At 52.5% G+C, this 24,257-nt stretch carries 18 protein-coding genes; 8 read left to right on the top strand and 10 right to left on the bottom strand.

The window, feature by feature from the left end:
* Position 1: 1 nt before the first annotated feature.
* The 4 genes from rfbD to DDY07_RS10360 form a co-directional block, all read right to left on the bottom strand.
* Entirely contained in the window at positions 2–898 is an 897-nt protein-coding gene (gene rfbD / locus DDY07_RS10345; protein WP_171695823.1) for a dTDP-4-dehydrorhamnose reductase, read from the bottom strand.
* Between the two features lie 24 nt (positions 899–922).
* Positions 923–1,993: a dTDP-glucose 4,6-dehydratase gene (gene rfbB / locus DDY07_RS10350; protein ID WP_171695824.1), complete on the bottom strand. Its 1,071-nt coding sequence runs from the start codon at positions 1,991–1,993 to the stop codon at positions 923–925.
* A gap of 110 nt (positions 1,994–2,103) precedes the next feature.
* On the bottom strand, positions 2,104–2,787 hold the full coding sequence (locus tag DDY07_RS10355) for a sensor histidine kinase KdpD (RefSeq protein ID WP_101055358.1): 684 nt from the start codon (positions 2,785–2,787) through the stop codon (positions 2,104–2,106).
* 4 nt (positions 2,788–2,791) lie between these two features.
* On the bottom strand, positions 2,792–4,420 hold the full coding sequence (locus DDY07_RS10360) for a tetratricopeptide repeat-containing response regulator (RefSeq protein WP_171695825.1): 1,629 nt from the start codon (positions 4,418–4,420) through the stop codon (positions 2,792–2,794).
* A 126-nt stretch (positions 4,421–4,546) separates the two neighbouring features.
* Here DDY07_RS10360 and htpG point away from each other — a divergent pair, with 126 nt between their 5' ends.
* The 5 genes from htpG to recN all read left to right on the top strand — a co-directional run bounded on the left by htpG (position 4,547) and on the right by recN (position 10,812).
* Positions 4,547–6,484: a molecular chaperone HtpG gene (htpG, locus tag DDY07_RS10365; protein WP_171695826.1), complete on the top strand. Its 1,938-nt coding sequence runs from the start codon at positions 4,547–4,549 to the stop codon at positions 6,482–6,484.
* Positions 6,485–6,636: 152 nt separating this feature from the next.
* Positions 6,637–7,260, top strand: coding sequence for a PIN domain-containing protein (locus DDY07_RS10370; RefSeq protein ID WP_171695827.1), 624 nt, complete (start codon positions 6,637–6,639; stop codon positions 7,258–7,260).
* A 361-nt stretch (positions 7,261–7,621) separates the two neighbouring features.
* A complete protein-coding gene (locus DDY07_RS24080) occupies positions 7,622–7,849 on the top strand; it encodes a hypothetical protein (protein WP_253734457.1) in 228 nt (75 codons plus the stop codon).
* 394 nt (positions 7,850–8,243) lie between these two features.
* Positions 8,244–9,125, top strand: coding sequence for an NAD(+) kinase (locus tag DDY07_RS10380; RefSeq protein ID WP_171695828.1), 882 nt, complete (start codon positions 8,244–8,246; stop codon positions 9,123–9,125).
* A 4-nt stretch (positions 9,126–9,129) separates the two neighbouring features.
* Positions 9,130–10,812, top strand: a complete 1,683-nt coding sequence (gene recN, locus DDY07_RS10385; RefSeq protein WP_171695829.1) for a DNA repair protein RecN — start codon at positions 9,130–9,132, stop codon at positions 10,810–10,812.
* 7 nt (positions 10,813–10,819) lie between these two features.
* On the opposite strand, the gene DDY07_RS10390 is transcribed toward recN, so the two are convergent.
* On the bottom strand, positions 10,820–11,731 hold the full coding sequence (locus DDY07_RS10390; RefSeq protein ID WP_101055344.1) for a DMT family transporter: 912 nt from the start codon (positions 11,729–11,731) through the stop codon (positions 10,820–10,822).
* Positions 11,732–11,939: 208 nt separating this feature from the next.
* Entirely contained in the window at positions 11,940–13,547 is a 1,608-nt protein-coding gene (locus DDY07_RS10395; protein WP_171695830.1) for a methyl-accepting chemotaxis protein, read from the bottom strand.
* 323 nt (positions 13,548–13,870) lie between these two features.
* Between DDY07_RS10395 and DDY07_RS10400 the strand changes: the two genes are divergently transcribed.
* A complete protein-coding gene (locus tag DDY07_RS10400) occupies positions 13,871–16,384 on the top strand; it encodes a DUF2339 domain-containing protein (RefSeq protein WP_171695831.1) in 2,514 nt (837 codons plus the stop codon).
* 2 nt (positions 16,385–16,386) lie between these two features.
* Entirely contained in the window at positions 16,387–17,769 is a 1,383-nt protein-coding gene (locus DDY07_RS10405; protein WP_253734458.1) for a hypothetical protein, read from the top strand.
* A gap of 125 nt (positions 17,770–17,894) precedes the next feature.
* Here the strand turns inward: DDY07_RS10405 and DDY07_RS10410 are convergent, their stop codons facing one another.
* From DDY07_RS10410 to DDY07_RS10420, 3 genes are all read right to left on the bottom strand, one after another.
* Positions 17,895–20,780, bottom strand: coding sequence for a hypothetical protein (locus tag DDY07_RS10410; RefSeq protein ID WP_171695833.1), 2,886 nt, complete (start codon positions 20,778–20,780; stop codon positions 17,895–17,897).
* A gap of 428 nt (positions 20,781–21,208) precedes the next feature.
* A complete protein-coding gene (locus DDY07_RS10415; RefSeq protein WP_171695834.1) occupies positions 21,209–21,565 on the bottom strand; it encodes a hypothetical protein in 357 nt (118 codons plus the stop codon).
* 32 nt (positions 21,566–21,597) lie between these two features.
* Positions 21,598–22,065, bottom strand: coding sequence for a TerB family tellurite resistance protein (locus DDY07_RS10420; protein ID WP_253734459.1), 468 nt, complete (start codon positions 22,063–22,065; stop codon positions 21,598–21,600).
* Between the two features lie 163 nt (positions 22,066–22,228).
* Between DDY07_RS10420 and DDY07_RS10425 the strand changes: the two genes are divergently transcribed.
* Positions 22,229–22,414 carry a hypothetical protein gene (locus tag DDY07_RS10425; protein ID WP_033155258.1) on the top strand — a complete coding sequence of 62 codons (186 nt, stop codon included), beginning with the start codon at positions 22,229–22,231 and terminating at the stop codon, positions 22,412–22,414.
* Between the two features lie 107 nt (positions 22,415–22,521).
* Here DDY07_RS10425 and DDY07_RS10430 read toward each other — a convergent pair whose 3' ends face one another.
* Complete coding sequence (locus tag DDY07_RS10430) at positions 22,522–24,069, bottom strand: cation:proton antiporter (RefSeq protein WP_033155266.1); 1,548 nt, start codon at positions 24,067–24,069, stop codon at positions 22,522–22,524.
* Positions 24,070–24,257: the final 188 nt, after the last annotated feature.

Here is a 24,257-nt window from a genome sequence, read left to right on the forward strand (position 1 = left end):
GTCACTTCCCGTAGAGTTCAGACAACATTCGCTCGACACCCTTTTGCCAAGCCGGCAGTTGTAAATCAAACACGCTTTGCAACTTTTCAGTATTCATACGTGAGTTTAATGGCCGCTGCGCCGGCGTTTGGTAAGCGCTGGTGGGAATTGCCGTAACCGATTGTTTGTCGGTTTTCAGCGCCAGTCCGGCTTGACGGGCATAGTCAAGCACCAAATGTGCGTAGTCGTACCAACTGGTTTCGCCGCTAGCGGTTAGATGATAAACACCAGCCACTTCAGGTGTTTTCAAGGCATGACGAATAGCGTGGGCACTCACATCCGCCAGCAATTCGGCGCCGGTTGGCGTACCGATTTGATCGTTAATCACCGATAGCTGTTGCCGTTCTTGCGCCAGGCGCAACATAGTTTTGGCAAAGTTATTACCTCTGGCTGCATAAACCCAACTGGTCCGAAAAATCAAATGCCGGCAATGGCTGGCTTGAATGGCCCGTTCCCCAGCCAATTTGCTTTGCCCATAGACATTCAACGGCCCAACCTGATCATCTTCCCGCCAGGGTTTATCACCGCTGCCGTCGAATACGTAATCCGTCGAATAGTGCAGCAACCACGCATCGATACGTTTGGCTTCTGCCGCCAAAACTCCCGGCACCACCGCATTGATCGTATTCGCCAAGTCGCTTTCAGACTCGGCCTTATCCACTGCGGTATAGGCAGCAGCATTGACGATGACATCGGGACGCAGCGCGCGAACCGTTTCGGCAATCCCGCTTGGATTACTTAAATCGCCGCAATAATGTTGGTCGAATCTGTCAAGCGCAAGCAATTCGCCCAAAGGCGCCAAGCTGCGTTGCAACTCCCAACCCAGCTGGCCATTTTTACCGAACAATAAAACTTTCATTCACTCAACCATGCAAAGCATTGATCACGCAGTGCGCCCTGCATAGTTTTTATCGAGCCAGGACTGGTAGTCACCGGACAACACATTGCTAACCCAGGCTTGGTTATCCAAATACCACTGCACGGTTTTGCGAATGCCGGTCTCAAAGGTTTCCGCCGGTTTCCAGCCTAGCTCCCGTTCCAGCTTGCCGGCATCGATGGCATAACGTCTGTCGTGCCCAGGTCGGTCAGTGACATAGGTAATCTGTTCGGCATAGGATTTGCCATCGCTACGCGGTTGCAGTTCATCAAGAATACCGCACAGCGTGTTGACCACATCCAGATTAGCTTTCTCGTTCCAACCGCCGACGTTATAAACCTCGCCAAGCTTGCCGGCTTCCAGCACCCGGCGAATCGCGCTGCAATGATCCTTCACAAACAGCCAATCGCGTATCTGTTGACCGTCGCCGTATATCGGCAAAGCTTTGCCGGACAAGGCGTTCTGAATGCACAGCGGGATGAGTTTTTCCGGGAAATGATAAGGACCGTAATTGTTGGAGCAATTGGTAGTCAATACAGGCAAACCGTAAGTATGGTGATAAGCACGCACCAAATGGTCGCTGGCGGCTTTACTGGCTGAATAAGGACTATTGGGTTGATACTGGTGGGTTTCAGCGAACGGCGCATCGGTCTTTTCCAAAGAACCGTACACCTCGTCTGTAGACACGTGCAGTAACCGGAAAGCTTGCTTGGCCGGCTGTTCCAAGTTGTTCCAGTATTGTCGTACCGCTTCCAACAAACGGAAACTGCCGACGATATTGGTTTGAATAAAATCTTCCGGTCCGTGGATGGAACGATCAACATGTGATTCGGCAGCAAAATTGATCACGGCCCGAATCCGGTACTTTTGCAGTAAACTCAGCAGCAAATCGTAATCCGCAATGTCACCTTGAACAAATACATGCCTGTCATCGTCATGTAGCGAAGCCAAATTCTGTAAGTTACCCGCATAGGTCAATTTATCCAAATTGACGAGCAATTCGTCGCTTTGCGCCAACCAATCCAATACAAAATTGCTGCCGATAAACCCGGCCCCACCGGTGACTAAAATACTCATTTTTAAAGTTTTCTTATTTTTTCTAACCGTCTGCCCGACGAAAAACGCTATTATTATCGGGGCCATTGTACCTTAGTACCATCCTTCAGTGTCTAATGATTCTGCAATCCTTAAGGCAAAAAAAGTTTAAACCTCGCCCCACCCAAACGACTTTCGTTGTCGATCCGCACAAATCCGTTTTTCCCGGCATTTTTGTGCAGGCCGGCCATTACCGACACAAAATACAAACCCAGGCCGGTATTTCCCGACACCCAGTCCAATTCGGCCGTATCGTTTAAGTCCGCGGTTAAAAAATGAGGCGGATAACCCGCACCGTCGTCTTCGATGGCGATGGTTAGATAGCCGTCCTCCTCAGTCACGGCAATCAAAACGGTTTTGTGGGTATAGCGCAAAGCATTATTCAAGACAGCTGCCAGCGCATTGCTGATGATGGCGTTATCGCAGTAGCACATCTCGTCATCGCCACAATCCACTTGTAGATCAATGTTGTGCAATCCAGCCAAGCGCGCCTGTTGATGAATCGCTTCATCGAGAATATCGGTTACCGGGCATTCTTCAATATGCAAACTAAATTTTTGCGAATCGACCTTATACATCACCAACAATTGCATCAGACTGTGATTAATCCGAGCCGCCTCGAATTCCAACTGATTTAACTCAGCGGATGGTCCGTCTTGTTTGGCAGCAGTTTGCCTAACCAGCTCCAGCAAGGTACCCAATGAGTTTTTTATATCGTGCACGGTTGACGCGAGAATAGTCGGAAACAAATCGTTGTTTTTAGGATGGGTTTGCATGGTTTTAAGCCTTGACCGCTTGAGACTGCCGCAATTTTGCATACTCCATTTGTAATATCCCCAGCTTATGTGGATCAACGCCAATTTGCTTGGCTTTAATAAATAAAGCTCTGATGCGCTGATTTTTTTCTTCGCAAAACTCATTAACCTTCAAATCATGAATCATGATCTTCAACATATTCACGATGATGGTTTTATTATCCGGCATAGTCAGAATGGCCTGTTCGAACAAATCCAATGCTTCGGAAAACTTACCCTGTTTATAAAGCGCCACCCCTTTGTTGTTAGTCGCAATCAAAGCCTGCTTGGTTTTTTGAATCAGAATTTCCGAGTGATTATCCATGCCAATGCCGCTTTGCATGCGGCGCAAATCGTTCAAAAATTGTTCGTCGTCGATATGTGCATGAATCAGATCGTAAAGTATTTCTTCGGCTTTATCGTGTTCATCGCTGAGGAAGCAGGTTTTCACTACTTCCAACTGCAAGTCCCTGGGCGCTTTATTACCCAAGCGGCTGCATATATCCACCGCTTTTAGCAACGCTTTCTGCGACAACTCGTCGTTACCCAGCGTTTTATACACATCCGCCTCCACAGTCGAGGCGCGTAATTCCGCCTCGGGATGATTGGCATATTCTTTGCGCATTTCCTCCAGCGTTTTTAATGCCTCGTCCGCGGCATTGGTTTTGGCATAAAGCTTGGCCAATCCGGCAAAATCACTGCAGGAACGATGCACGGAATGCTTGCCCAGCTTCACCACCGACTTATAGGCCTTCTCGGCGGTTTCCAGATTGCCGTTCCGGTCCGCCGCTTCGGCCAGTTTTTTTTGCCTGAGTATCGATTGCGGCGACAATTGCAAAGCCTGCTGCAACACACTTTCGACGTCGCTGTACTGATCCAATGCTTCGTAGGCCTTGCCCAGCCAGTCGTAACACTCCATCAACATCGGATTGTCAGCCACCAGACTCTGAAAACCGGCAATCGCTTGTTCGATGTTATTGTTTTGAAAATCGATCACGCCCAAACCCAATCGGGCCCAGGGCAGTTCTCTATGCTCCAGAACTTCATGATATATCTGCCTGGCCTTGTCGAAATCGCCGGCGGAAATCGCCAGCTCGGCACGCATTTTCAGCAAATGCAAATGCATTTTCTTGTCCCCGGACAGCAATAGTGCATCGCATAACTGAATGGCTTTAGACAAATCGCCAGCGGCCAAGGCCTTGTCGACACTGGCCATAAATTCCTTGCGGGCAAAATTCCGTGTCAGCCGACTCATTAGTTGCTGCGCGTTAAAGGGCTTGGTCAGATATTCATCGGGCTTGCTGTCCATAACCCCCAACACCGCACTGGTAGTCTGCTCGGCGCTGATCAATACAAACACGCAGCGATAATCGATTAAATTCCGGTGTCTGGCTTCCTCCAGCACCTGCTGCCCGTTCTTACCCACACCCAGGTTGTAATCGCACAACACAATATCGAAACTGCTTTTGCTCATGGCATTGATCGCGGCTATGCCATTATCCGCTTCGACAACAGTGACGGCTTGCAAGCTATAAAGCATGTCGCGCATCGCTTTCCGAAACACGGGATTGTCCTCGACAATCAGGATACTTTTGCCGGCTAAACTAAAACTCATGGCAGAAAGGCTAATAAAACGCTCAAGAAATCGGCTCCATAAAATCCACGTAGCGGGCGGACTTGAAAAATAAAATTATCATCCCCAACTCGCCCGAGTCCACTTTACAACCAAATGAGTATAGACATGACTGTTGAAGCAAACAAACAAACCCTTGGTTTTCAAACCGAAGTAAAACATTTGCTGCACTTGATGATTCACTCCTTGTATAGCAACAAGGAAATCTTTTTGCGCGAGCTGATCTCCAACGGTTCCGACGCCGCCGACAAATTGCGCTTCGAAGCCTTGGCCAATGACAGCCTGTACGAAGGCGATAGCGAACTGAAAATCCGCGTCGATTTCGACGAAGCCAAAAAGACCATCACCATCACCGATAACGGCATCGGTATGACCCGCGAAGAAGTGCAGGACCACATCGGCACCATCGCCAAATCCGGCACCAAAGCCTTCTTCGAAAGGCTAACCGGCGATCAGGCCAAGGATAGCGAACTGATTGGCCAATTCGGCGTGGGCTTTTATTCATCGTTCATCGTCGCCGACAAAGTCACCTTGACCACCCGCAAAGCCGGCGCGCCAGCCAGCGACGGCGTGCGCTGGGAATCCGACGGTCTGGGCGAATACAGCATCGAATCGGTCGACAAAGCCGGCCGAGGCACCGAAATCGTCTTGCATTTAAAAGAAGGCGAAGACGAATTTTTAAGCGCCTGGAAACTGCGTTCGATCATCAAAAAATACTCCGACCACATCTCCCTGCCGATCATCATGAGCAAGGAAATCCCGGCAGAGAAAGACGAGGAAGGTAACGAAACCGCGCCAGCCCGCGTCGAAGACGAAACCGTCAACAGCGCCTCGGCCCTGTGGACCAAGTCCAAAGATGACATCACCGAAGAACAGTACAACGAGTTTTACAAACACGTCGGCCATGACTTCCAAGACCCATTGGCGCACGTCCACAGCAAAGTCGAAGGCACCAACGAATACACCTTGTTGCTTTACGTACCGGGCCGCGCGCCATTTGATTTGTGGGATCGCGACGCCAAACACGGCGTCAAGCTGTACATCAAAAAAGTGTTTATCACCGACGACGCCGAGCAATTGATGCCGCGCTATCTGCGCTTCATTCGCGGCGTGATCGACACCGACAGCCTGCCGCTGAACGTCTCACGGGAAATTCTGCAACAAAGCAAACAAATCAACACCATCAAAGGCGGTGCGGTTAAAAAGGTCTTGGGATTGTTGGAAGACCTGGCCGAAAACGACGCGGAGAAATACCAAAAATTCTGGGAGCAATTCGGTAACGTCATCAAAGAAGGCCCGATTGAAGACCACAAAAACAAGGACCGCGTTGCCGGCCTGTTGCGCTTCTCATCGACCCACACCGACGACAAAACCCAGAACGTGTCGCTGGCCGACTACGTCAGCCGGATGAAGGAAGGCCAGGAAAAAATCTACTTCATCACCGCCGACAGCTTCGCCGCCGCCAAAAGCAGCCCGCATTTGGAAGTGTTCCGCAAGAAAGGCATCGAAGTATTACTGCTGACCGACCGCATCGACGAATGGCTGGTGTCCAGCCTGACCGAATTCGACGGCAAGCACATGCAATCGATCGCCAAAGGCGAGCTGGACCTGGACAAATTCGATACTGAAGAAGAGAAAAAACACCAGGAAGAGGTCAGCAAGGACTTCGAATCGGTAGTCAAACAACTCAAAGACGTACTCAGCGACAAAGTCAGCGAAGTCAAAATCAGCCACCGTCTGACCGACTCACCGGCTTGCTTGGTGACCGGCGCCTACGACATGAGTTTGCACATGGAGCGGATCATGAAGGAAGCCGGCCAGGCCGGCGGCATGTTCGGCATGGGCGGCAACAGCAAGCCGATCTTCGAAATCAACCCGGACCACGCCATCGTCCAGGCCCTGAAAAACGAGCAGGACGACGCCCGTTTTGCCGACATCAGCCATATTTTGTTCGATCAAGCGATACTCAGCGAAGGCGGCCAGTTGGACGACCCGGCGGCGTTTGTGCATAAGTTGAATGGGTTGTTACAGGGGTTGTTGAAATAAATTGATTCGATTTGGAAAAGGCCGGGAAACCGGCCTTTTTTGTTGGTATTGAGCTATAGTCTGATGGCAAAAACGGTTCAATGCTATTCCAATAGTTTAATTATAGAATTTAGAAAAAGAACTTCTCGCCACTTCTCTTGCCGAGCATGAGCATGGATTCTGCTGATAAAAAGCTAAGAACAAATTACATCTTAATTGACTATGAAAATGTTCAGCCATCATCATTCTCAATAACGTCCGATTATCCTTTTAAAATTCTACTCTTCGTGGGAGCTAATCAGAACAAAATACCTATTGAACTGGCTGCATCTATGCAAGCATTTGGTAATAACGCCCAATATATCAAAGTCGACGGCATTGGTAAAAATGCATTGGATTTTCATATTGCCTTTTATCTAGGAAGGCTATTTGAGCTAGACACCAACGGTTATTTCCACATTATTTCAAAAGACACTGGGTTCGATACGCTAATTAAGCATATTCGCGACAAAAAGGGACTCATTCAGAGGTATACTCAAATAAACGATATTTCAATAATAAAAAGCTTGACAATAAAAACCTTGGCCGAGAGAGTTTCTGCTACAACTGATTTTTTAATTAATAGAGGCAATGCAAAACCACGAAAAATCGAAACCTTAAAAAATGCTATCAACGCATTTTTTGGTAGAACATTACCAAATGACGCTATTGACAGCATTATTAATGAGTTAATAAAGCAAAAAATTGTCGTAAATGACAATGGTAAAGTGCATTACAAACTTGCAGACAACTCATAGCCCCGTAGGGTACGCACCGCGTACCTTTTGGCTTTTACCATCGGAAACGGCCCTCATTTGGTACGCAATGCGTACCCTACATCGAATTGCCGATTGGTTTAAACCCGTCCACAATTCGTAACACGAATATTTGCAAACGGGATTTGCGATAGCGAATTATCGGCGTTGTTATGTGCCGGACGGTTCTTACTTTTTACCGTGGCGGCGGAACAGCCCTGTAGGGTACGCACCGCGTACCTTCTGGCTATTACCATCGGGAACGGCCCTCATTTGGTGCGCATTGCGTACCCTACATTGAATTGCCGATTGGTTTAAACCGGTCCACAATTCACAATACAAAAATCTGCAAACGGGGTTTGCGATGGCGAATTATCGGCGTTGTTATGTACCGGGCGGTTCTTACTTTTTTACCGTGGTGACGGAACGGCGGGCGCCGATTTTGGCTAACGATGCGGCTCGGGATTTACTGCGCTCGGCGATTCGCGCTTGCCAACAACAATGGCCATTTTTCCTCGTTCCCACGCGCCGCGTGGTAATGCAGGGCTTGGCCGCGCTGCGGCACAAATGCACCGCAGCGCGGTACATCTGAGTTCCCACGTGAAACGTGGGAACTAGAGCAATTTAGCCTACTTAACGATAAATTCCGGAGTGGAGTCTCTCCCGTATGCCGCGCCGAGCACCGGAGCTTTCGGCGGGATCAGCCCGAAGGGGTGCGGCAGGGATGCCGCACGTTGACGAAGGGGCAGGAAGCCCCTTTCGTCACCCCCAGGCGAAAGCTTCGGCGCGCAGGATCAAAGCGGCATCCGGGTGGCCTTTTCTTTGGACACTTTCTTTTGGCCAAACAAAAGAAAGTGTCGCGGTTGTCGGTCCGCGAACCGACTTCAAAACCAGCCGTCACGACAGCGACACAACCAACATCAAAGCTACCGAATAAAAACACAATCCCCTATAATCGAACTTACTCAAAATTAACCACCCCAACCATGCCAAGCCCCTTTCAGCGTATCGGTATCATCGGCAAATGCGGCGATCCCGGTATTGCCGTGACGCTGAACGAACTTTTCCGTTACCTAAAAACCCGTGGTCACGACATTGTCGTAGACAGCCAAAGTGCGGAGTTGATAACCGGCGCAGATATCAACGGCGTGCATATCGAGCGCCTGCCGGAATTGTGCGACTTGATTATCGCCGTGGGCGGCGACGGCACCTTTCTGGCCGCAGCCCGCGCCGCCGCTGATTTTGAAACGCCACTGCTGGGCGTTAATCTGGGTAGGCTGGGTTTTTTAGTGGATATTTCGCCGGAGCAGTTGTCCACCCGCCTGGATAAGATTTTGGCCGGGGAATTCAAGACCGAGCAGCGCCAGTTACTCAGCACCCATATCATCCGCGACCATGAAATCATCCACCAGCAAACGGCCGTCAATGAGGTGGTAGTGCATCGCTGGGTAACGCCGAGCATGATAGAAATCGTCACCAGCATTGATGGAGTGTATCTGAACACCCAGCGCTCGGACGGACTGATCGTCGCTACGCCGACCGGCTCTACCGCTTACTCGCTATCGGCCGGCGGCCCGATTCTGCATCCGGCTTTGAACGCGCTGGTATTGGTGCCATTGAACCCACATACCTTGTCTAATCGGCCCATCGTCATCGACGACAACGTGGTCATTGAAATCCGTTTCAGCCAGACCAAACAGATCAATGCCCTAGTCACTTGCGACCACATGGAGATTCCGGACGTGCGGATCAACGACAAAATCGTCATCAAAAAAGCCGCCAAACCGATTAAAATTTTGCATCCCGCGGATCACGATTTTTTCCATACCCTAAGAAGCAAACTCAACTGGAGCGGCTACCCCGCCTAAGGCTATGCTGTTAAACCTGAATATTATCGACCTAGCCGTCGTCGACGCGCTGGACTTGGACTTGGACCCCGGCATGTCGGTATTGACCGGCGAAACCGGCGCCGGCAAATCGATTCTACTGACTGCTTTAGGATTAGCTTTGGGCGACCGCGCCGATTCCGGCTACGTGCGGCCGGGCAGCAAGCGCGCCGAAGTCAATATCGAATTTGATCTATCCAAAGCACCTTTGGTCAAACAATGGCTGATCGATAACGAACTGGACGACGACGGCCAGTGCATGATCCGCCGCACCATCAGCGACGACGGCCGTTCCAAGGCTTATATCAACAACCGCCCGGTCAATCTGCAAACCCTGCAAGGCTTGAGTCGGCAATTGGTGGAAATCCACGGCCAACACGCGCATTTGACCTTGCTGGACAGCGAAGAACAACGCCGGCTACTGGATGGCTTCGCCGGCAATCAAGCCTTGCTGGACGATCTGAATACCTGTTACCAAAACTGGAAGCAAGCGCATAAGCAATTACAGCAATTGTTAAAAGCCGGCAGTGATCAGGCGGAACGCGAGGAATTGCTGCGTTATCAACTAGAAGAATTGCAGCAATTGGATTTGGAAAACTTCGATTACCAAGCGCTGGCCGACGAACATCATAAGCTGGCCAACCTTGGCAAAATCCTCGGCGTCGGCCAACAGCAACTGGATATTTTGTACGACAACGATCAACAATCGGTGGCCGACATGCTGGGCCATGTGATTCATGCCATCAACGAACTGGCGCAATATGCCGGCGAGTTGAACGGTGTTGCCGAGTTATTGAGCGACGCGGAAATCCAGATCGGCGAAGCCACCCAGCAATTGCGCCGCTTCCTGGAAAATCAGGAAGCCGATCCGCAACAACTGACTTGGCTGGAAAACCAGATCGGCGTGATTCAATCGCTGAGCCGCAAGCATAAAATCCAGCCGGAAGAATTGCCGGAATTGGCCGCGCGCTTTGCCACAGAACTGGATAACCTCAGCCACAGCAGCGAACGTATCGAAAGCCTGAATGCCGATTGCGAGCGGCTATTAAGCCAGTACCGCAAATTGGCCGGCGAATTGTCCGCCAGTCGCCGCCAAGCGGGCGCGGAGTTGCAGCAACGCATTTCCTACGCCATCAAGGAATTGGGCATGCCGCACGGCGAGTTCCTCGTCAATCTCCGCACGCCGGAAGACGCAGAACCGCAACGCAACGGTGTGGACAGCATCGAGTTTTTAGTGAGCACCAACCCCGGTTTGCCGGCCAAGCCGCTAGCCAAAGTAGCATCCGGCGGCGAGTTATCGCGGATTAGCTTGGCAATCCAAGTCACTACCAGCACCGACAAAACCACACCGACCATGATTTTCGACGAGGTCGATTCCGGCATCGGCGGAGGCATCGCTGAGATCGTCGGCCAAAAGCTCCGGCGTTTGAGCAAGAACCGGCAGGTCTTATGCGTCACCCACTTGCCGCAAGTTGCCTCGCAAGCGCATCAGCATTTATTCGTCGCGAAGAATCAAAAAGCGGCGGTAACATCGTCCACGGTTCGCCGCCTCAGCGAAGACGAACGAGTCAACGAAGTGGCCCGCATGCTGGGCGGCGTAACGATTACCGAAAACACCTTGGCGCATGCGCGGGAGATGTTGGTATCGGGCGGCTTGGCTTCCGATTAACGGCCCCTCACTTCCACGACAAACTCAATACTCCCACCATCACCAACGCCGCCCCGCCTATCTGCGCGGGCGTCAATTCTTCGCCCAACACATAACTGGCCATAAACAAGGTTGCCACCGGCCCCAGCGAGCCGATCAACGAAGTGTGACTGGAACCTATCATCTTGATCGCTGCCGACAGCATGAACACCGGCAGCACCGTCGAGAAAATCGCCATCAGCAAGCTCAATTGATATACCCGCATCGGCAGCAGCAAAGCCTGCGGCGGATGGGTGAGTAAAAATTGCAGCAGCGTCGCCGCGCAAGCCACCAGCATCGCGTAAGCGGTAAAACGGGAAGCACCGATGCGGACCACCGTTTCGCCGGTGCCGATCAGATAAGCCGAGTAAGTCAAGGTGCTGGCAAACACGAAGCCGGCTCCCAGCAACAGATGTTCAGACTGAATATTGATTTCGTCGAAAAACACCACGCCGATGCCGGCGTAACTGAGCACTAGCGCCACGACTTCCTTGCGGCCGAACGGTTTGCCCAACAGCAACGCCGACAGCACGACGACCAGGGTCGGATACAGAAACAGAATCAAGCGCTCCAGGCCGGCGGAGATGTATTGCAAGCCGACAAAATCAAACAAACTGGACAGGTAGTAACCCAGAAAGCCCAATATCAAGAGAGCCAGATAATCTCGCCGGTTTAATGGCCTCAGATCCTTCTGGCCGGCATGCCGCCACGCAACGATTAAAAAAAACGGCGCGGAAAACAGCATGCGTAAGGCCAATAGCGTCACTGCATCCACCGGCTGGTAATACGCCAGTTTGACCAAAATGGCTTTGCCGGAAAAACCGATAGCCGCCAGGGTGGCCAGGGCAAAGCCGAATAAACGGTTGCGGTTGAATGCTGCGGTGGATTTAGTCGTCGCCATTAGGCCTCCTGAGTGATGCGGGCCTTAGGCGAGTGTCGAAGCAACTGCGGTAAGACCCGCGGTTGCTTGATTGTTTAGAAAAACGCAAACACCACGGCGGTAGGCGATGCCCACAGCCATAGGTGTCTGTTTTTTGTATTGATAGGATTACTCATAGGTCGGACTATATAAGCACGCTGATACCGGTGTCAATCGCAGCTGAACAAGACTATCGCTTAAACTGACTCACCAACTCATTCAATTGCGCGGCCAATTTCACCAATTCGTTACTAGCGGCATTGGTTTGCGCGGCATCCTGCGCGGTGCGTTCGGTCAGTTGGCCGATATTGGCAATACTTTGCCCTACGTGCTGCGCAACGCGGCTTTGATTATCGGCCGCTTGCGACATCCGCGCGTTCAACTCGCGGATCTGCGTCACCCGTTCGGCAATCGCACTTAGACCCTGGTCGGCGCTTTGCACTTGTTCACGGCGCTGCTCGGCGCTGTTTTTGGCATTGTTCATCACCGTCACCGCGTCTTTGGCTTCGCGTTGCAATTGATCGATGATGCTTTGAATTTCTTCGGTGGCCTTATGCGAACGTGTAGCCAAGGTGCGGACTTCATCGGCCACCACCGCAAACCCGCGCCCCTGCTCGCCGGCTCTGGCGGCTTCGATGGCGGCATTCAAGGCCAACAGATTGGTTTGCTCGGCCAGGCCTTTGATCACATCCAACACCGCGCCGACACCGTTACTTTTTTGATCCAGGCGTTTGATCACTTCGGCGGCACGGTCGATTTCATTCACCAGCTCATTGATGCCGTTGATGGCATTTTTAGTGGTCGCCGCGCCTTGCGCGGCTTCCTGGTCCGCTTCCACGGAGGCTTGCGCCGCGCCGGTCGCCCCGCCGCGCACGTCCTGCACAGAATTTTCCAGTTCGTGTATCGCTTGAATCACCGTCTCGGTTTCGCTACGTTGTTGCGTGGCCGCTTGTGAGGTTTGCCGGGCCACACCGGATATTTGGTTGGTTGCGGACGCCAATTGCTGGCTGACCGAAGACACCTGCCCCAAGCTACCGGCAAAATTTGCCAACATGGTATTAAACGACTCGCTGACCTGGCCGATTTCGTCGCCGGAATCAATTTGCAACCTTTGGCGTAAATCCGACTGTCCGGCGATAGCGTTAACCGTGTCGCGCATGGTCACTAGTGGATTGACTACAATTTTGCGCATCAACATGTTGACCAGCAACAGGCCGCCGGCGAACATCACCAAGGAAATGGCCGAAGCAATCACCAAATCGCGATTAATCTGCGCATCGAGACTCGCCAACGAAAAACTCACCCGCACCGCCCCCAACACCGTCCCCTCGCTCACCGTATGACAAGTCAGACAATTCGTGCCGCGAAAATTGGCGCTAGCCTTGATCGGCTCCAACACGGTGATCAGACGTCCGTTTTTGTCATTACCCGGTTGAATGATGCTTTCACCCGTCAGCGCGCGATCGTCCAGATTATCAAGGGGTCTTTGCTCGGTTTTGCCTGGACCGTAAAAATCGGTAATCTGCTTGCCGCGAATTAAGCGCACTTCCGTGACATTGCCATGCGAAAGGGCTTTTTCGCGCAATACTTCACCCTGCGCCATCGCGCCGGTCAGCATTAGCGTATTCACGCCGTCGAAGTAGCTGTTGGCAATATCCCGAGCTTTATCGGTCGCCAGCGTTTGTATCATGTCTTTTTGCCTTTCCGCCATGAACAGTGTGCTGACAAACATCAGCAACAAAAATACACTGGCGATACTTAGCAATATTTTGGATTGGATTGTGGAGTTCTTGTTCATGAGATGAGCCAATGTATTGGAGTGTGTGGTGATACACCTTGGGTTGTCGGCAGCTTCTGGAAAATCTATATGTAATCCTAAACTGACCCTTGTAATCCATGCATCAAGCATAGAACAAATCCCTACCGCACGAGCCATATATAGCAATCCACCCGACAAGCGGTTATCCTGAATAGTGACGCCGCTCACGAATACGACTACTTTTGCCACTTGACGCTTAACCCAGCGCCTTGCCCGCGTCACGCAGAAGACCCGGCCGTAACCTGAAAAGCTTGCTTGATAACCCCAATAACCCGCCGTTTGCCCAGCCTTGGAGAGTTGCCGTGGACGATTTCTTCGGTTTTGTCGCTTTTGTCCTAATTTTGGTGCCCATCGTCATCATCGCGATGCTGACCGTTCTAATGGGCCGCCAAAGACGTAACCAGGATGACCTTAATCAGACCTTGCGTAAGATAGAAGCGGCGCTGCGCGAAGACCGCAAACTGCTGCGCGAGCTGGCAAAAGCGCGAGAAATGCCCGCAAGCGAAACGCCGCCGCAACCCGCCTTATTTGAGGCGCAAACACCGGCAACGGCACAGGTGATATTCGACATTACCGACAGCCAACTGCCTGCGGAAAAAGAGCCGCCGAAACCCGCAACGCCGCCGGAACCGATTGCAGAGCCAGCCCAGGAAAATCCCTGGAGTCAAAACACCTGGCAACCCGCAGAACCCAGCCGTTTCGAACTGGCGGCGCAGAAAATCCTCAAAGAAATCTGGAACTGGATCATCGTCGGCGAAGGCCATCGGCCCGAAGGCGTGGCGATGGAATATGCGGTGGCCAGCAACTGGCTGCTGCGTATCGGCGTGTTGATTTTGGTGACCGGTATCGGCTTTTTCCTGAAATATTCCATCGACAACGGCCTGCTTGGCGAACAAGCGCGGGTAGCCTTATCAGTGCTGGCCGGTGTCGGCATGATTATCGGCGGCGTGCGTTTGGTCGGCGGCACCTACCATCTGTTCAGCCAGGGTTTGCTGGGCGGCGGCATTGCAGTGTTGTATTTCAGCGTATTTGCCGCGCATAGTTTTTATCATCTGCTGGACATCTATCCGACTTTTGCACTGATGATTTTGGTGACTGCCTGCGCGGCATTTTTAGCGATCAAGCTGGACTCGATGCTCGTCGCCATCTTCGCCATCATCGGCGGCTACTGCACGCCCATCATGCTCTCCACCGGCCAAGTCAATTTCCCCGGCTTGTTTAGTTACATGCTGCTGCTGGGTGTGGGCATCTTGGCGATCAACTGGTACAAGCAGTGGCACTTGTTAAATTTCCTGAGCTTTTTCTTTAATTACCTGCTGTTCTTCGGCGCGATGCAGAACTATCAGGTCGGCTATTTCTGGCAGGTTTTACCATTCTTGAGCGGATTTTTTGTGCTGTATTCGACGACAGTGTTTTTGTTCTGTCTGGTCAACCACAGCAAATCGACCTTGCTGGATTTAATCGGCCTGATCGTCAATGCCACCATCTTCTTCGGCACCGCCTATCATCTAATCGACGAGGCTTACGGCCAGATCTGGACCGCCTTGCTGACCGTGGCGCTGGCGGCATTTTATGTGGGCCATGTGTATTACTGTCTGGCGCGCAAGGTGGCAGATAAAGAGCTGCTGATCAGCTTCATCGGTTTGGCGGCATTTTTTGTGACCATCACCCTGCCCTTGCTGCTGTCTAATCAATGGATCACCGTCAGTTGGTCGCTGCAAGCCCTGGTGATGCTGTGGATGGCCGGCAAATTGCGTAGCGCGTTTTTACAACAAGTGGCGTATCTGCTGTACGCGCTGGTGCTGGTGCGTTTTTGTTTCATCGATTTGCCCGGCCAATACGGCATGACGATGGATAGCCAACAATCGTTCGGCGCCTTCCTGTTGGGTTTACTGGAACGGGTAATCAGCTTCGGTATCCCCATCCTGTCGCTGGCCTTGGCGTATACGCTGATCGAAAAACCGGCGCCGGCATCGCCACTGGCTTGCGATGCCGGCAACGATGTGCCGCTATGGCTAAAAGACAATCTGCTGTTGCAAATCATCCTGCTGATCGGCGGCGGCCTGTTGTTTGTAGTGCTGCAATTGGAGCTGTTCCGCAGCTTTGCCTATCTGTATCCGCCCTTACAATTGCCGGTGCTGACCCTCGTCTGGCTGGCCATGTGCTGGCTATTGTTGAGCCGTTACGTAGCCGGTACGGGCGATTGGCTGCTACAAGCACTTCGACTGTTCCTGATCGGCGTGTTCCTGAAGATGCTGTTGTTCGACCTGCCGTCCTGGGATTTGACGCTGGGCCATATAAGCGTCGGCGACAGCGTCTGGACCTTGCGTTACGGCGGCGGCTACTCGTTTGAATTAGCCTTGATGCGCTTGCTGGATTTTGCAGCGACGATAGCCTTTTTACTGTTTGCCTTACGCCGCCTGGCCGACCACGAAACCGACAGCGGCAATATCCGCCAATGGCTAGGCGGTGCGGCACTGGTCTTGTTATTTACCTTTTTAAGTCTGGAAATTAACTCGCTGTTGTATCACTATGTGCCGGGTTTGCGTTCCGGTGGCGTGTCGATCTTGTGGTCGATATTTGCGTTGACCTTGGTGTTCAACGGCATCAAGCGGCAAATTGGCGCGTTGCGCCTGGTCGGTCTAGCGTTATTTGCCCTGGTAGCTTGGAAGGTGTTTTTCATCGACCTGGCCCGGCTGGAACAAATTTACCGGATCGTCGCCTTTATCGTGCTGGGCATGCTGGCACTCGGCGGCGCGTTTTTTTACATGCGTTATCAACAAACTTTTATCGGCAATACCGAAAACAAAACATGATCATGATCGCCAAATTTGCAGTGTTATGCTGCCTGTTTTTCACTCAGGCTTGGGCTAACGAAACACCGGTTTACCGGTTCAGCCGGCCGGTGCTGGCCCAGGATAATGGGCAACAAAGCCTGCTGGCCGTGCCGCTGGACAGTGCGGTGTATGCCAACACCGCCGCCGATTTTCGCGACTTGCGCCTGGTCGATCAAAACGGCGTCGAAACCCCGTATTTGCTGCAAAAAATCGCCAGCCAAAAAACGGTCAGTAAGCGCGTGGCCAGCACCAGTAAAACCGTCGATTTGCAAAAATTCGGCGACGAGGACGAAGGCTTCGTCGTGACCGTGCAACTGGACAAAAATGCCGCCAACGCTGATGGTTTAAGTCTGATCACCGACCAGCGCGACTTCGAATACGCCTTGCAAATTCACGGTTCCAACGACGGCGAGAATTGGCAACTGCTGGTCGAGCGCGCACAGATTTACGATTATTCGCGTTATATGAGTGTCGGTAACCGCGACGTTGCTTTGCCGGCCAATAGCTTCCGGCAATTCAAAATAGTCGTCGCCAAAGCCAGCCAAACCCGGGTTGCCGAGCTGTTGGAATTAACCCGCACCGTGCGCGGCGGCGCGGAAGTGCAACGCCAGGAAACCACGCAACAAATCAAGGAACCGCTGCATGTCGAGCGCATCGAGCTCTGGCACAACCTGGGCGAAACCGTGGCCGACACCGATCAGCAATTTGATTACCCGGCCGGTTTTAAAATCAAACTCGATGCCGAGCAAAAAGCCACTATCATCGACGTCGACACGCTACGGCAACCGCTGAACGGTTTGAAGCTGCAAATAATGACCCCAAACTTCAGCCGCCAAGCCGAAGTACAAATCCCGCTGACGCAAGGGCTGGAAACCCAAATGCGCACCATCGGTACCGGCACCCTGGAAGCCCTGCATTATCAAGACATCAACCGCGAACAAACCGCTATCGGTTTTCCGGAACAACGGCAAACGCGCTACCGCATTGTGATTCGTGACCAGGACAACCCGGAACTGCATATCAACACCGTCGCCGGCACCGGTCCCGGCTACCAATTGCTATTCCTGCCGCAAACCGGCCTGAGCTACCAAATCAAATACGGCGCCGAAGCCGCCGAGGCGCCGCACTATGACACCGCACCGATCCAGGAATTATTACGCCGCGGTTACCAGAGCAATCGAGCCGGATTGGGGCCGGAAGCCGAGGCCACAATCGGCGAACAACACTTCAATGTCGCTAAACTGCTGAACAGTTCGTGGTTTCTGGGCCTGGTCATCACCTTGATGGTGATCGTGCTGGCGTGGAGTTTGTTTCGGGTCGGCAAGCGCGTTGCCAATCTGTCTGATTCGACTGAGCGGAAATGAAGTGCGCTGTGATACCCCAACAAATAAAAAAATGGGCGGATAAGCCTAACGTCATCCGCCGATCAACATAAATTAAAGCAATGCCTTAGTGTCTACACTTGGCATCGCTTCGCCCTACTCCCCTTTTACGCTAGCTTCGCGCGATGGAGGGTGTGGCGGCGCGACTTGGCCAGTATGCCCAGCAAACCGCCCAGGAACAGCCAAGCCGTAGTCGGCAGCGGCACGGCGGCGACCCGCAGACTGCCGTTGGTTGCCAAGTTGGAAAAGTCGAGTAGCTTGCGGTCTATGCCGGCGACGCTGATGCGGTCCGGGTTTAAACTGCCGCTGAAGCCGGCGAAGTCGAATAACTTGAAAACATCGCCGGCGACCGGTGTGAAGTTACCGCCGAACACCAAGGACAGGGTGCCGTTAAAATCAAAATGGCCCATATTCAATAACTGATCGTATTGGCTGCCCGGCTGATTACCGAAGATTTCCATCGTCAGCACCGAACTGGCACCAAAGCGGGGGCTGCCGCCGTGGAAGTCGATGGCGGCCGGGCTGTTGCCGGGATTGTAGCCACCGCGAAAAATAACGTTACCGCCAAACCCACCGGCGCCGTTGACATCGTTCAGGAAAGTCAAGGTGCCCCTCGAGCCAGTCACCAGACCGTTGTTGGTGAAGTCGCCCAGAATGCTGGCGCTACCGGTGTAGCTCAGAGTGTCGCCGTCGCCCAAATCGATGCCGTTGATGCTGCCCAGTTCGCCGCCCTTGCCCAAACTGGTGGAGACACCCAAATGGGCTTTATCTTTATCCTGCAACGTCACTTGATTTGAGCCGACATCGAGCTTGCCGCCAAATTCGAAACCTTGAGTGGAATTGGCGTTGCCCAGCACCAGTTTGCCGCTATTGGCGCGGATGGTGTTAGCCGCCGTGCCGCCGCTCACTGTCGTTGTCAGCGTGCCGTAACCGGACAAGGTGCCGATGTCGTTCATATCCAGACGGCTACCGTTATGGAAGACGATTAGTCCGCCGTTCACTGCCAGCGAGCCGGCCTTTAGCGAGCCGCCGTTTAGCCATAATAGACTGCCGCTGTTGACGTTCAAGTTGTTGGTCACCGCCAAGGTTTTGCGGCTGGTCAGGGTCGTGAACGGGCTAGAAATCTCACTACGGCCCAAGGTCACGCCGTCGGCACCGGTGACGCTCAAGGTGCCGGCGAGCCAGTTAAACTGCCCGCCAGGCCCAGGGCGAACGTCGTCTTGATTGACGACTTCGAGCGTGCCGCCGTCCAGATTCACGACGCCGGCTCTTAAAATTCGGAAGCGTCCGCCAACCGAAACCAGGCCCTGGTTTTCGATGTTGAGCAATCCCCGTCCGTTAGAGCCGATGATCAGATCGCCTTGGTTCCACCATTGCGAGCCGTCGCCATTGACCATCACCTTGCCCAAGCTGCCGATGGCATTGCCGATGACCGCGCTTGCGCTTTCCACTTTTCCGCCATTTTCCACATTCAGCGTGCCGGTGCCTTGATTGCCTAACGTTAGGCTATCCCGGATAGTCCATGTCGACCCTTGGCCTTTGATACTTGCCTCCCCCACACCGCCACTGGCATTGCCGATAGTTGCTCTGTCACTTTTCACGCTGCCGCCGCTATCGACGACTAAGCTGCCATTACCCTGATCGCCGACAAACAGCTCGCTTTTGTTAAGCCATTGGGCGCCCAAACCCTGCACGTTTACCCGGCCGATACTTTGCGATTTTGCGCCGACGTAACCGAACTGGTTGCTGACGGTGCCGCCAGGACCGACGAGTAACTCACCTCTGCCGCCGCGCTCGTATCCAACCGACAAATTGCCGATGCTCAGCATACTGGAGCCCGAGTCCTCGATTAAAACTTTGCCCTTGCCCTGATTGCCGATAATGGTAGATTGGCTTTCCATGCTCCCGCCCTTGACGATATTCAATTCGCCCGCACCTTGATCGCCGATAACGCTTTGGCCGCTTACGACTATGCCGCCGTTAGCGATTTTCAAACTGCCTTGGCCAGGCGAACCAATAAACAGGCTCTGATTCGTCCACCGCGATCCGGCGCCGTCGATGGTGACTAAGCTGGGATGCATGGAGTTACCGCCACCTATGGTGCTTTTGCCGGAGTTCAACACACCACCATTGGTCACGCTCAGCGTGCCTTCACCAAGATAGCCAATGTGCAGATCGTTACTATTGGTCCAACTCGATCCCAGGCCATCGATAGCCACTTGGGCACCGTTGCCGAGAGACGCCGTCTTGCTGATCACCGAGCCGGAATCGAGGATATTCAGGATGGCTTTGCCGTGCGTGCCTATATTCATGTTCCCGCTATTGGTCCATTTCGATCCCGAGCCTTGGACGGTCATTTCCGCCGTACTTCCCTGGCCGGCGCCGATGACGGCCGAAACACTGTCCAGCGTACTCCTGCCTTTCACCAGCAATTGTGCTTGTCCGGTTTCGCCGAGAATCAATGGGTTATTGCCTGCGGAAACCCTGGCGTAGCGTAGCAAGGTCAGGGAATGGTCGCGCAAACCGGCGAATTGATTCACTTGTAAAAAGCCGCCGGGGATATTGCCGCCATCCCAGATCTGATCGGCGCCGATAATGATCGGCATATTGATGGTTTGCAGATTGCGGCTGGCGTTGACGATATTGCCGATGCTGACGATGCGATTGCCGTTTAAGGTAAACGCCCTGGCGTCGGCCGCAAAGGTAATGCCGTTGATGTCCAGATCTTCCGGGCCGTCGTTAAGCGGTGTCAACCGGGTATTGCCTTTGAAGACCAAGCTATCGCCGGTGTTCGGCAGTAATAATGGGTCGTTGTTTAGCCAGTTGGTATTGGGATGAAGGAAATCGTTGTTCGAGAAAAACCAACTGTCGTTGTCGCCGCTGCCGTCCCAGACTAGTTCGTAGGCAAGAACGGGCGAGGTCAAAAGGCTATTGGCTAGGATGCCGGCCAAGGCCAGCGCTAATGGGTGGGCTTTGAAACAAGGGCGGGACATGGTGCGGCTCCTGAGTAAACGTAAAAAGTGTGGTCTCGGAGGCGGTTAGTGGCTAACCGATGTCCGATGGTTAGCGTTTACTGGTCATTTCTTGTGCCAATTGCCGCGTGTTTGCGGCTATTGCCCTGTAAGCGATTGTTTTAAGGTTGTTTTGGTTTTGTCGTTTAAGGCAATTAAGGTTGGCGGCAATGAGCCGGCGGGCAGAAGCGGCGACGATATGTCGTTCGAGTGACGAAATATCGTTGATTGCCGGGCCGATCAGCCCGGTATGCAAGGCCTAGCTTTTCGCTTTGGTCAACATACTGGTGTTTGAATGGTAAGTGGTACTTACACCACTGCTGGCGTTGCCGGGACGTGGTTCCCAAACTCCCGTTTGCAAACCAGAAAAAGCAGGATTTCAGGCTGTTAAAAATCTTTTCCAACGCACCTTATTCAGCCATCAACCCGGCGATTTGGGCTTTGGCGTTACATTGGCCGATGGCCTCGGCTATCTGAGACGGCGTGAGTTTATGTTTAACGGCAACCGTTCCATGCCAATCGAATGCTTGATATTCCTTTTGTGCAAATGTGGCGATCTGGCATTTTTTAGCGGGCGAGTTGGCAAACGGCATTGGGCTATCGGCCGGCAAGGGTTCCATGCCTTCCGAGCTAGGTGCGTAAATCAAAAAATCGCCGTTCATCGCCAGGACTGCGCGGTATTGCTGGGCGGTGGTGAAATACAAATCACCGACCGCAATATCAGCTTCTTTTAGCCACAGATTTTTGTTTTTCTTAGTCTTTTTCATGGGGTGATTCATTTAAACAGGTCTGGGGATTATCAAGTGTCGGGATTAGCGCGCAGTTTGGCCAGAATAAAATCGGTGTGCGAGACGCCAAGCAGGTCAGCAATCTTCCGCACCAGATACTCCTCTTGCGGGTCGATAGCACCGTCGGCGTAGGCGATTTGCCAGAGGGATTTAACAAACTTTATCTTTTCCTCAGGACCAAGGCATTGGTTGATTGTTGAGGTAAATTCGTAATAATCAACCGCCTGCTGACGCTTGTGTTCCGCTTTGGCCATCAAGGCCTGAGCCTGTTCAGTGGAGAGCGAAAAACACTTTTGCACCAAGGACAGAATCTTGGTCCGCTCGACATTCTGACAGACATCATCCATGGTCATCATTTCTGTCATTAAGGCAGTCAAAGCCTCTTGAAGCTTTGCTTCCGCAGCGTCCGGTGACGGTAAGGACAGGTGTTTTTCAAAAAACAGTTTAATTTGCTCGAGCATATTGGGTTTGGCATACATTGCAGATAATTAAATAACCCGTTAATCCTATTACACGGCCCCTATTTCCGAAGATTGTCATTCCGCCCAGGATCGACGTAATCCAAATGCCATCGCGTGGTTAAGGCAGCAATAAGAAACCGGCAATAAAGTGAAATCTCCCAAGCTAACCAGCCTAAGCGTAATGAACACTCAAACCGCCAAAATCGACAATCACAAAGCCAAGTTGCCGAAAAAGCTTTATATCGCAACCGATGGCTCGTTGAAGTCATGCGTTACCGGCCCATTGCTGGAGCTGCCTATCGATTTTCAGGCGTGGCCGCCAATGGACACCAGCAACATCGTTTTGTTTGTCAGCAAAGCCGCTTAGTCTCGCTACAAACCCGGGTATTTTAGCGGTTTGCCCTTGGTTAAGCTGAAAGCGGGCCTTCAGCAGCAAACACCTGGATTCGCTGCCCATCCAAGATCAGCAGCGCTTCACTGGCTTGATTGCTCACGGCGATTCAGCATCAGGTGGGCAAGACGATTGCCGGCTTCAATCAAGGGATGGATCACAAAATTGGCGCCCGCTTTTGATAATTGCTGTTCTTCCACACCGTGATAACAAATACTGCTGATTTGCCCCGTGAAACCGCGCTTCCTAAGCTGAGCCACCGCGGTCAAACGCACCTCGAATGCCGGCACCGTCAGGATAATGCCTTTAACCTTATGCAAGGGTAAACCGCTCCATAACTCGGTGTCCTCGGCGTCGCCGTAGAGCACGCGGCGGCCGGCGGCAAGATGATATTCCAACACGGTAGGGTCGGCATCCAAGCCAACCACCCTTTGCTCTTGCTGGCACAGGGTTTTATAGACCACGCCACCGGTTCGGCCCATGCCTATCACCAGCCATTCGGCGGCGCCGAACGAATCCGGCAGGCGGTCCGGGTGGTCGGACTTTCTTTCAAACCTCACCAGCAGTGGCTCTACCCAGGAAAACAAGCGATGGGAATAACGGTTTAACGGTGCGGCAATGGCCAGCGAACCGGCCACCGCCAAACTGATGATAGCGTTCCATTCCGCTGGCAACAGTTGAGCTTTGACGACGGCGCTGGTGGTAATCAGCGAAAATTCGCTGTACGTCGTCAAGGCCAAGGACGATACGAAAGCAGTACGCGCCCGGAGTCCGGCGACCACAAATAGGCCAAAGAACAGCGCACATTGCAAAGGCAACAACGCCAGCAATTGCAAAGCGTCCATAATCTGCGCCCGGTTCGGTAAGTCACTGACACCAATCTGCAAGAAGAACGCCACCAAAAACAGCTCTTTCAAACCCCAGAGTCTGTCGCTTAACTCCTTGATCCTGGGATGATTAGCCAACATCACGCCGGTCAACAAAGCACCAATATCCGCGGCAATACCGACGCTTTCCGCGGCGACGCCGCCGGCCAGCGCCAGGGTTACCCCCAACAGCAATTTCAGTTCCGAAGATCGGCTGACCGACAATACCCGATGCGCTATCGGCCGTAACAGCGGCACCAGTAACAAAGCCAATGCCCAAGGCGTAGGCTGTCTGCCTTCCGCCAGCGCCAGCAAACCGATTGCCACGATGTCCTGCAAAATCAGGATACTCATGACATCCCGACCATGCAGCGACGACAATTCGCCGTTATCTTCCAGCACCTTGATCGCCAACACGGTGCTGGAAAACGCCAAACTGAGCCCCAGCACCAAGCCGCCGGTGACTCGCTGCTCTAGCCACAGAAACACCAGCGCGGAAATCAATGCCATCAACATTAAATGCAAGCCACCGACGCTAAGCACTTCGCGACGAATCAGCGAACTGGGCTTGAGTTTTAAACCGACCGAAAACAACAATAATTCGATACCAATCTCCGCCAAATGGTGAAGATCCGGCAATACCGCAATGCCCAGGGCATGCAATACGTAACCAGCGACCAAATAACCAACCAGCGGCGGAAAAGACAGGCGGCTGGCTACCAAACCAGCGATATATGCCGTACTAATCCAAGTTAATTCCATCATATCTATCAACCAAAATAAAAACACCGTTTAATATATCGGGATCGTAACCTGTTTTAAAAGGTTACTGGCTAATTTTTAAACAGCTACGCCACTTGCGCCTGGATTTTCCGGACGATCTAGGCCCAACTATTTTCGCGGAAATCCCAAATTTTAGCCGTCCGAGCAAGCCCATCATCTGTACAGAAGGT

The sequence above is a fragment of the Methylomonas sp. ZR1 genome (genome assembly GCF_013141865.1).
In the GTDB taxonomy this organism is placed as follows: Bacteria; Pseudomonadota; Gammaproteobacteria; order Methylococcales; family Methylomonadaceae; genus Methylomonas.

Excerpts from the sequence above, each read along its gene's own strand:
- rfbD (WP_171695823.1), bottom strand. The coding sequence starts at position 898 with ATGAAAGTTTTATTGTTCGGTAAAAATGGCCAGCTGGGTTGGGAGTTG.
- rfbB (WP_171695824.1), bottom strand. The coding sequence starts at position 1,993 with ATGAGTATTTTAGTCACCGGTGGGGCCGGGTTTATCGGCAGCAATTTT.
- DDY07_RS10355 (WP_101055358.1), bottom strand. The coding sequence starts at position 2,787 with ATGCAAACCCATCCTAAAAACAACGATTTGTTTCCGACTATTCTCGCG.
- DDY07_RS10360 (WP_171695825.1), bottom strand. The coding sequence starts at position 4,420 with ATGAGTTTTAGTTTAGCCGGCAAAAGTATCCTGATTGTCGAGGACAAT.
- htpG (WP_171695826.1), top strand. The coding sequence starts at position 4,547 with ATGACTGTTGAAGCAAACAAACAAACCCTTGGTTTTCAAACCGAAGTA.
- DDY07_RS10370 (WP_171695827.1), top strand. The coding sequence starts at position 6,637 with ATGGATTCTGCTGATAAAAAGCTAAGAACAAATTACATCTTAATTGAC.
- DDY07_RS24080 (WP_253734457.1), top strand. The coding sequence starts at position 7,622 with ATGGCGAATTATCGGCGTTGTTATGTACCGGGCGGTTCTTACTTTTTT.
- DDY07_RS10380 (WP_171695828.1), top strand. The coding sequence starts at position 8,244 with ATGCCAAGCCCCTTTCAGCGTATCGGTATCATCGGCAAATGCGGCGAT.
- recN (WP_171695829.1), top strand. The coding sequence starts at position 9,130 with ATGCTGTTAAACCTGAATATTATCGACCTAGCCGTCGTCGACGCGCTG.
- DDY07_RS10390 (WP_101055344.1), bottom strand. The coding sequence starts at position 11,731 with ATGGCGACGACTAAATCCACCGCAGCATTCAACCGCAACCGTTTATTC.
- DDY07_RS10395 (WP_171695830.1), bottom strand. The coding sequence starts at position 13,547 with ATGAACAAGAACTCCACAATCCAATCCAAAATATTGCTAAGTATCGCC.
- DDY07_RS10405 (WP_253734458.1), top strand. The coding sequence starts at position 16,387 with ATGATCGCCAAATTTGCAGTGTTATGCTGCCTGTTTTTCACTCAGGCT.
- DDY07_RS10410 (WP_171695833.1), bottom strand. The coding sequence starts at position 20,780 with ATGTCCCGCCCTTGTTTCAAAGCCCACCCATTAGCGCTGGCCTTGGCC.
- DDY07_RS10415 (WP_171695834.1), bottom strand. The coding sequence starts at position 21,565 with ATGAAAAAGACTAAGAAAAACAAAAATCTGTGGCTAAAAGAAGCTGAT.
- DDY07_RS10420 (WP_253734459.1), bottom strand. The coding sequence starts at position 22,065 with ATGTATGCCAAACCCAATATGCTCGAGCAAATTAAACTGTTTTTTGAA.
- DDY07_RS10425 (WP_033155258.1), top strand. The coding sequence starts at position 22,229 with ATGAACACTCAAACCGCCAAAATCGACAATCACAAAGCCAAGTTGCCG.
- DDY07_RS10430 (WP_033155266.1), bottom strand. The coding sequence starts at position 24,069 with ATGATGGAATTAACTTGGATTAGTACGGCATATATCGCTGGTTTGGTA.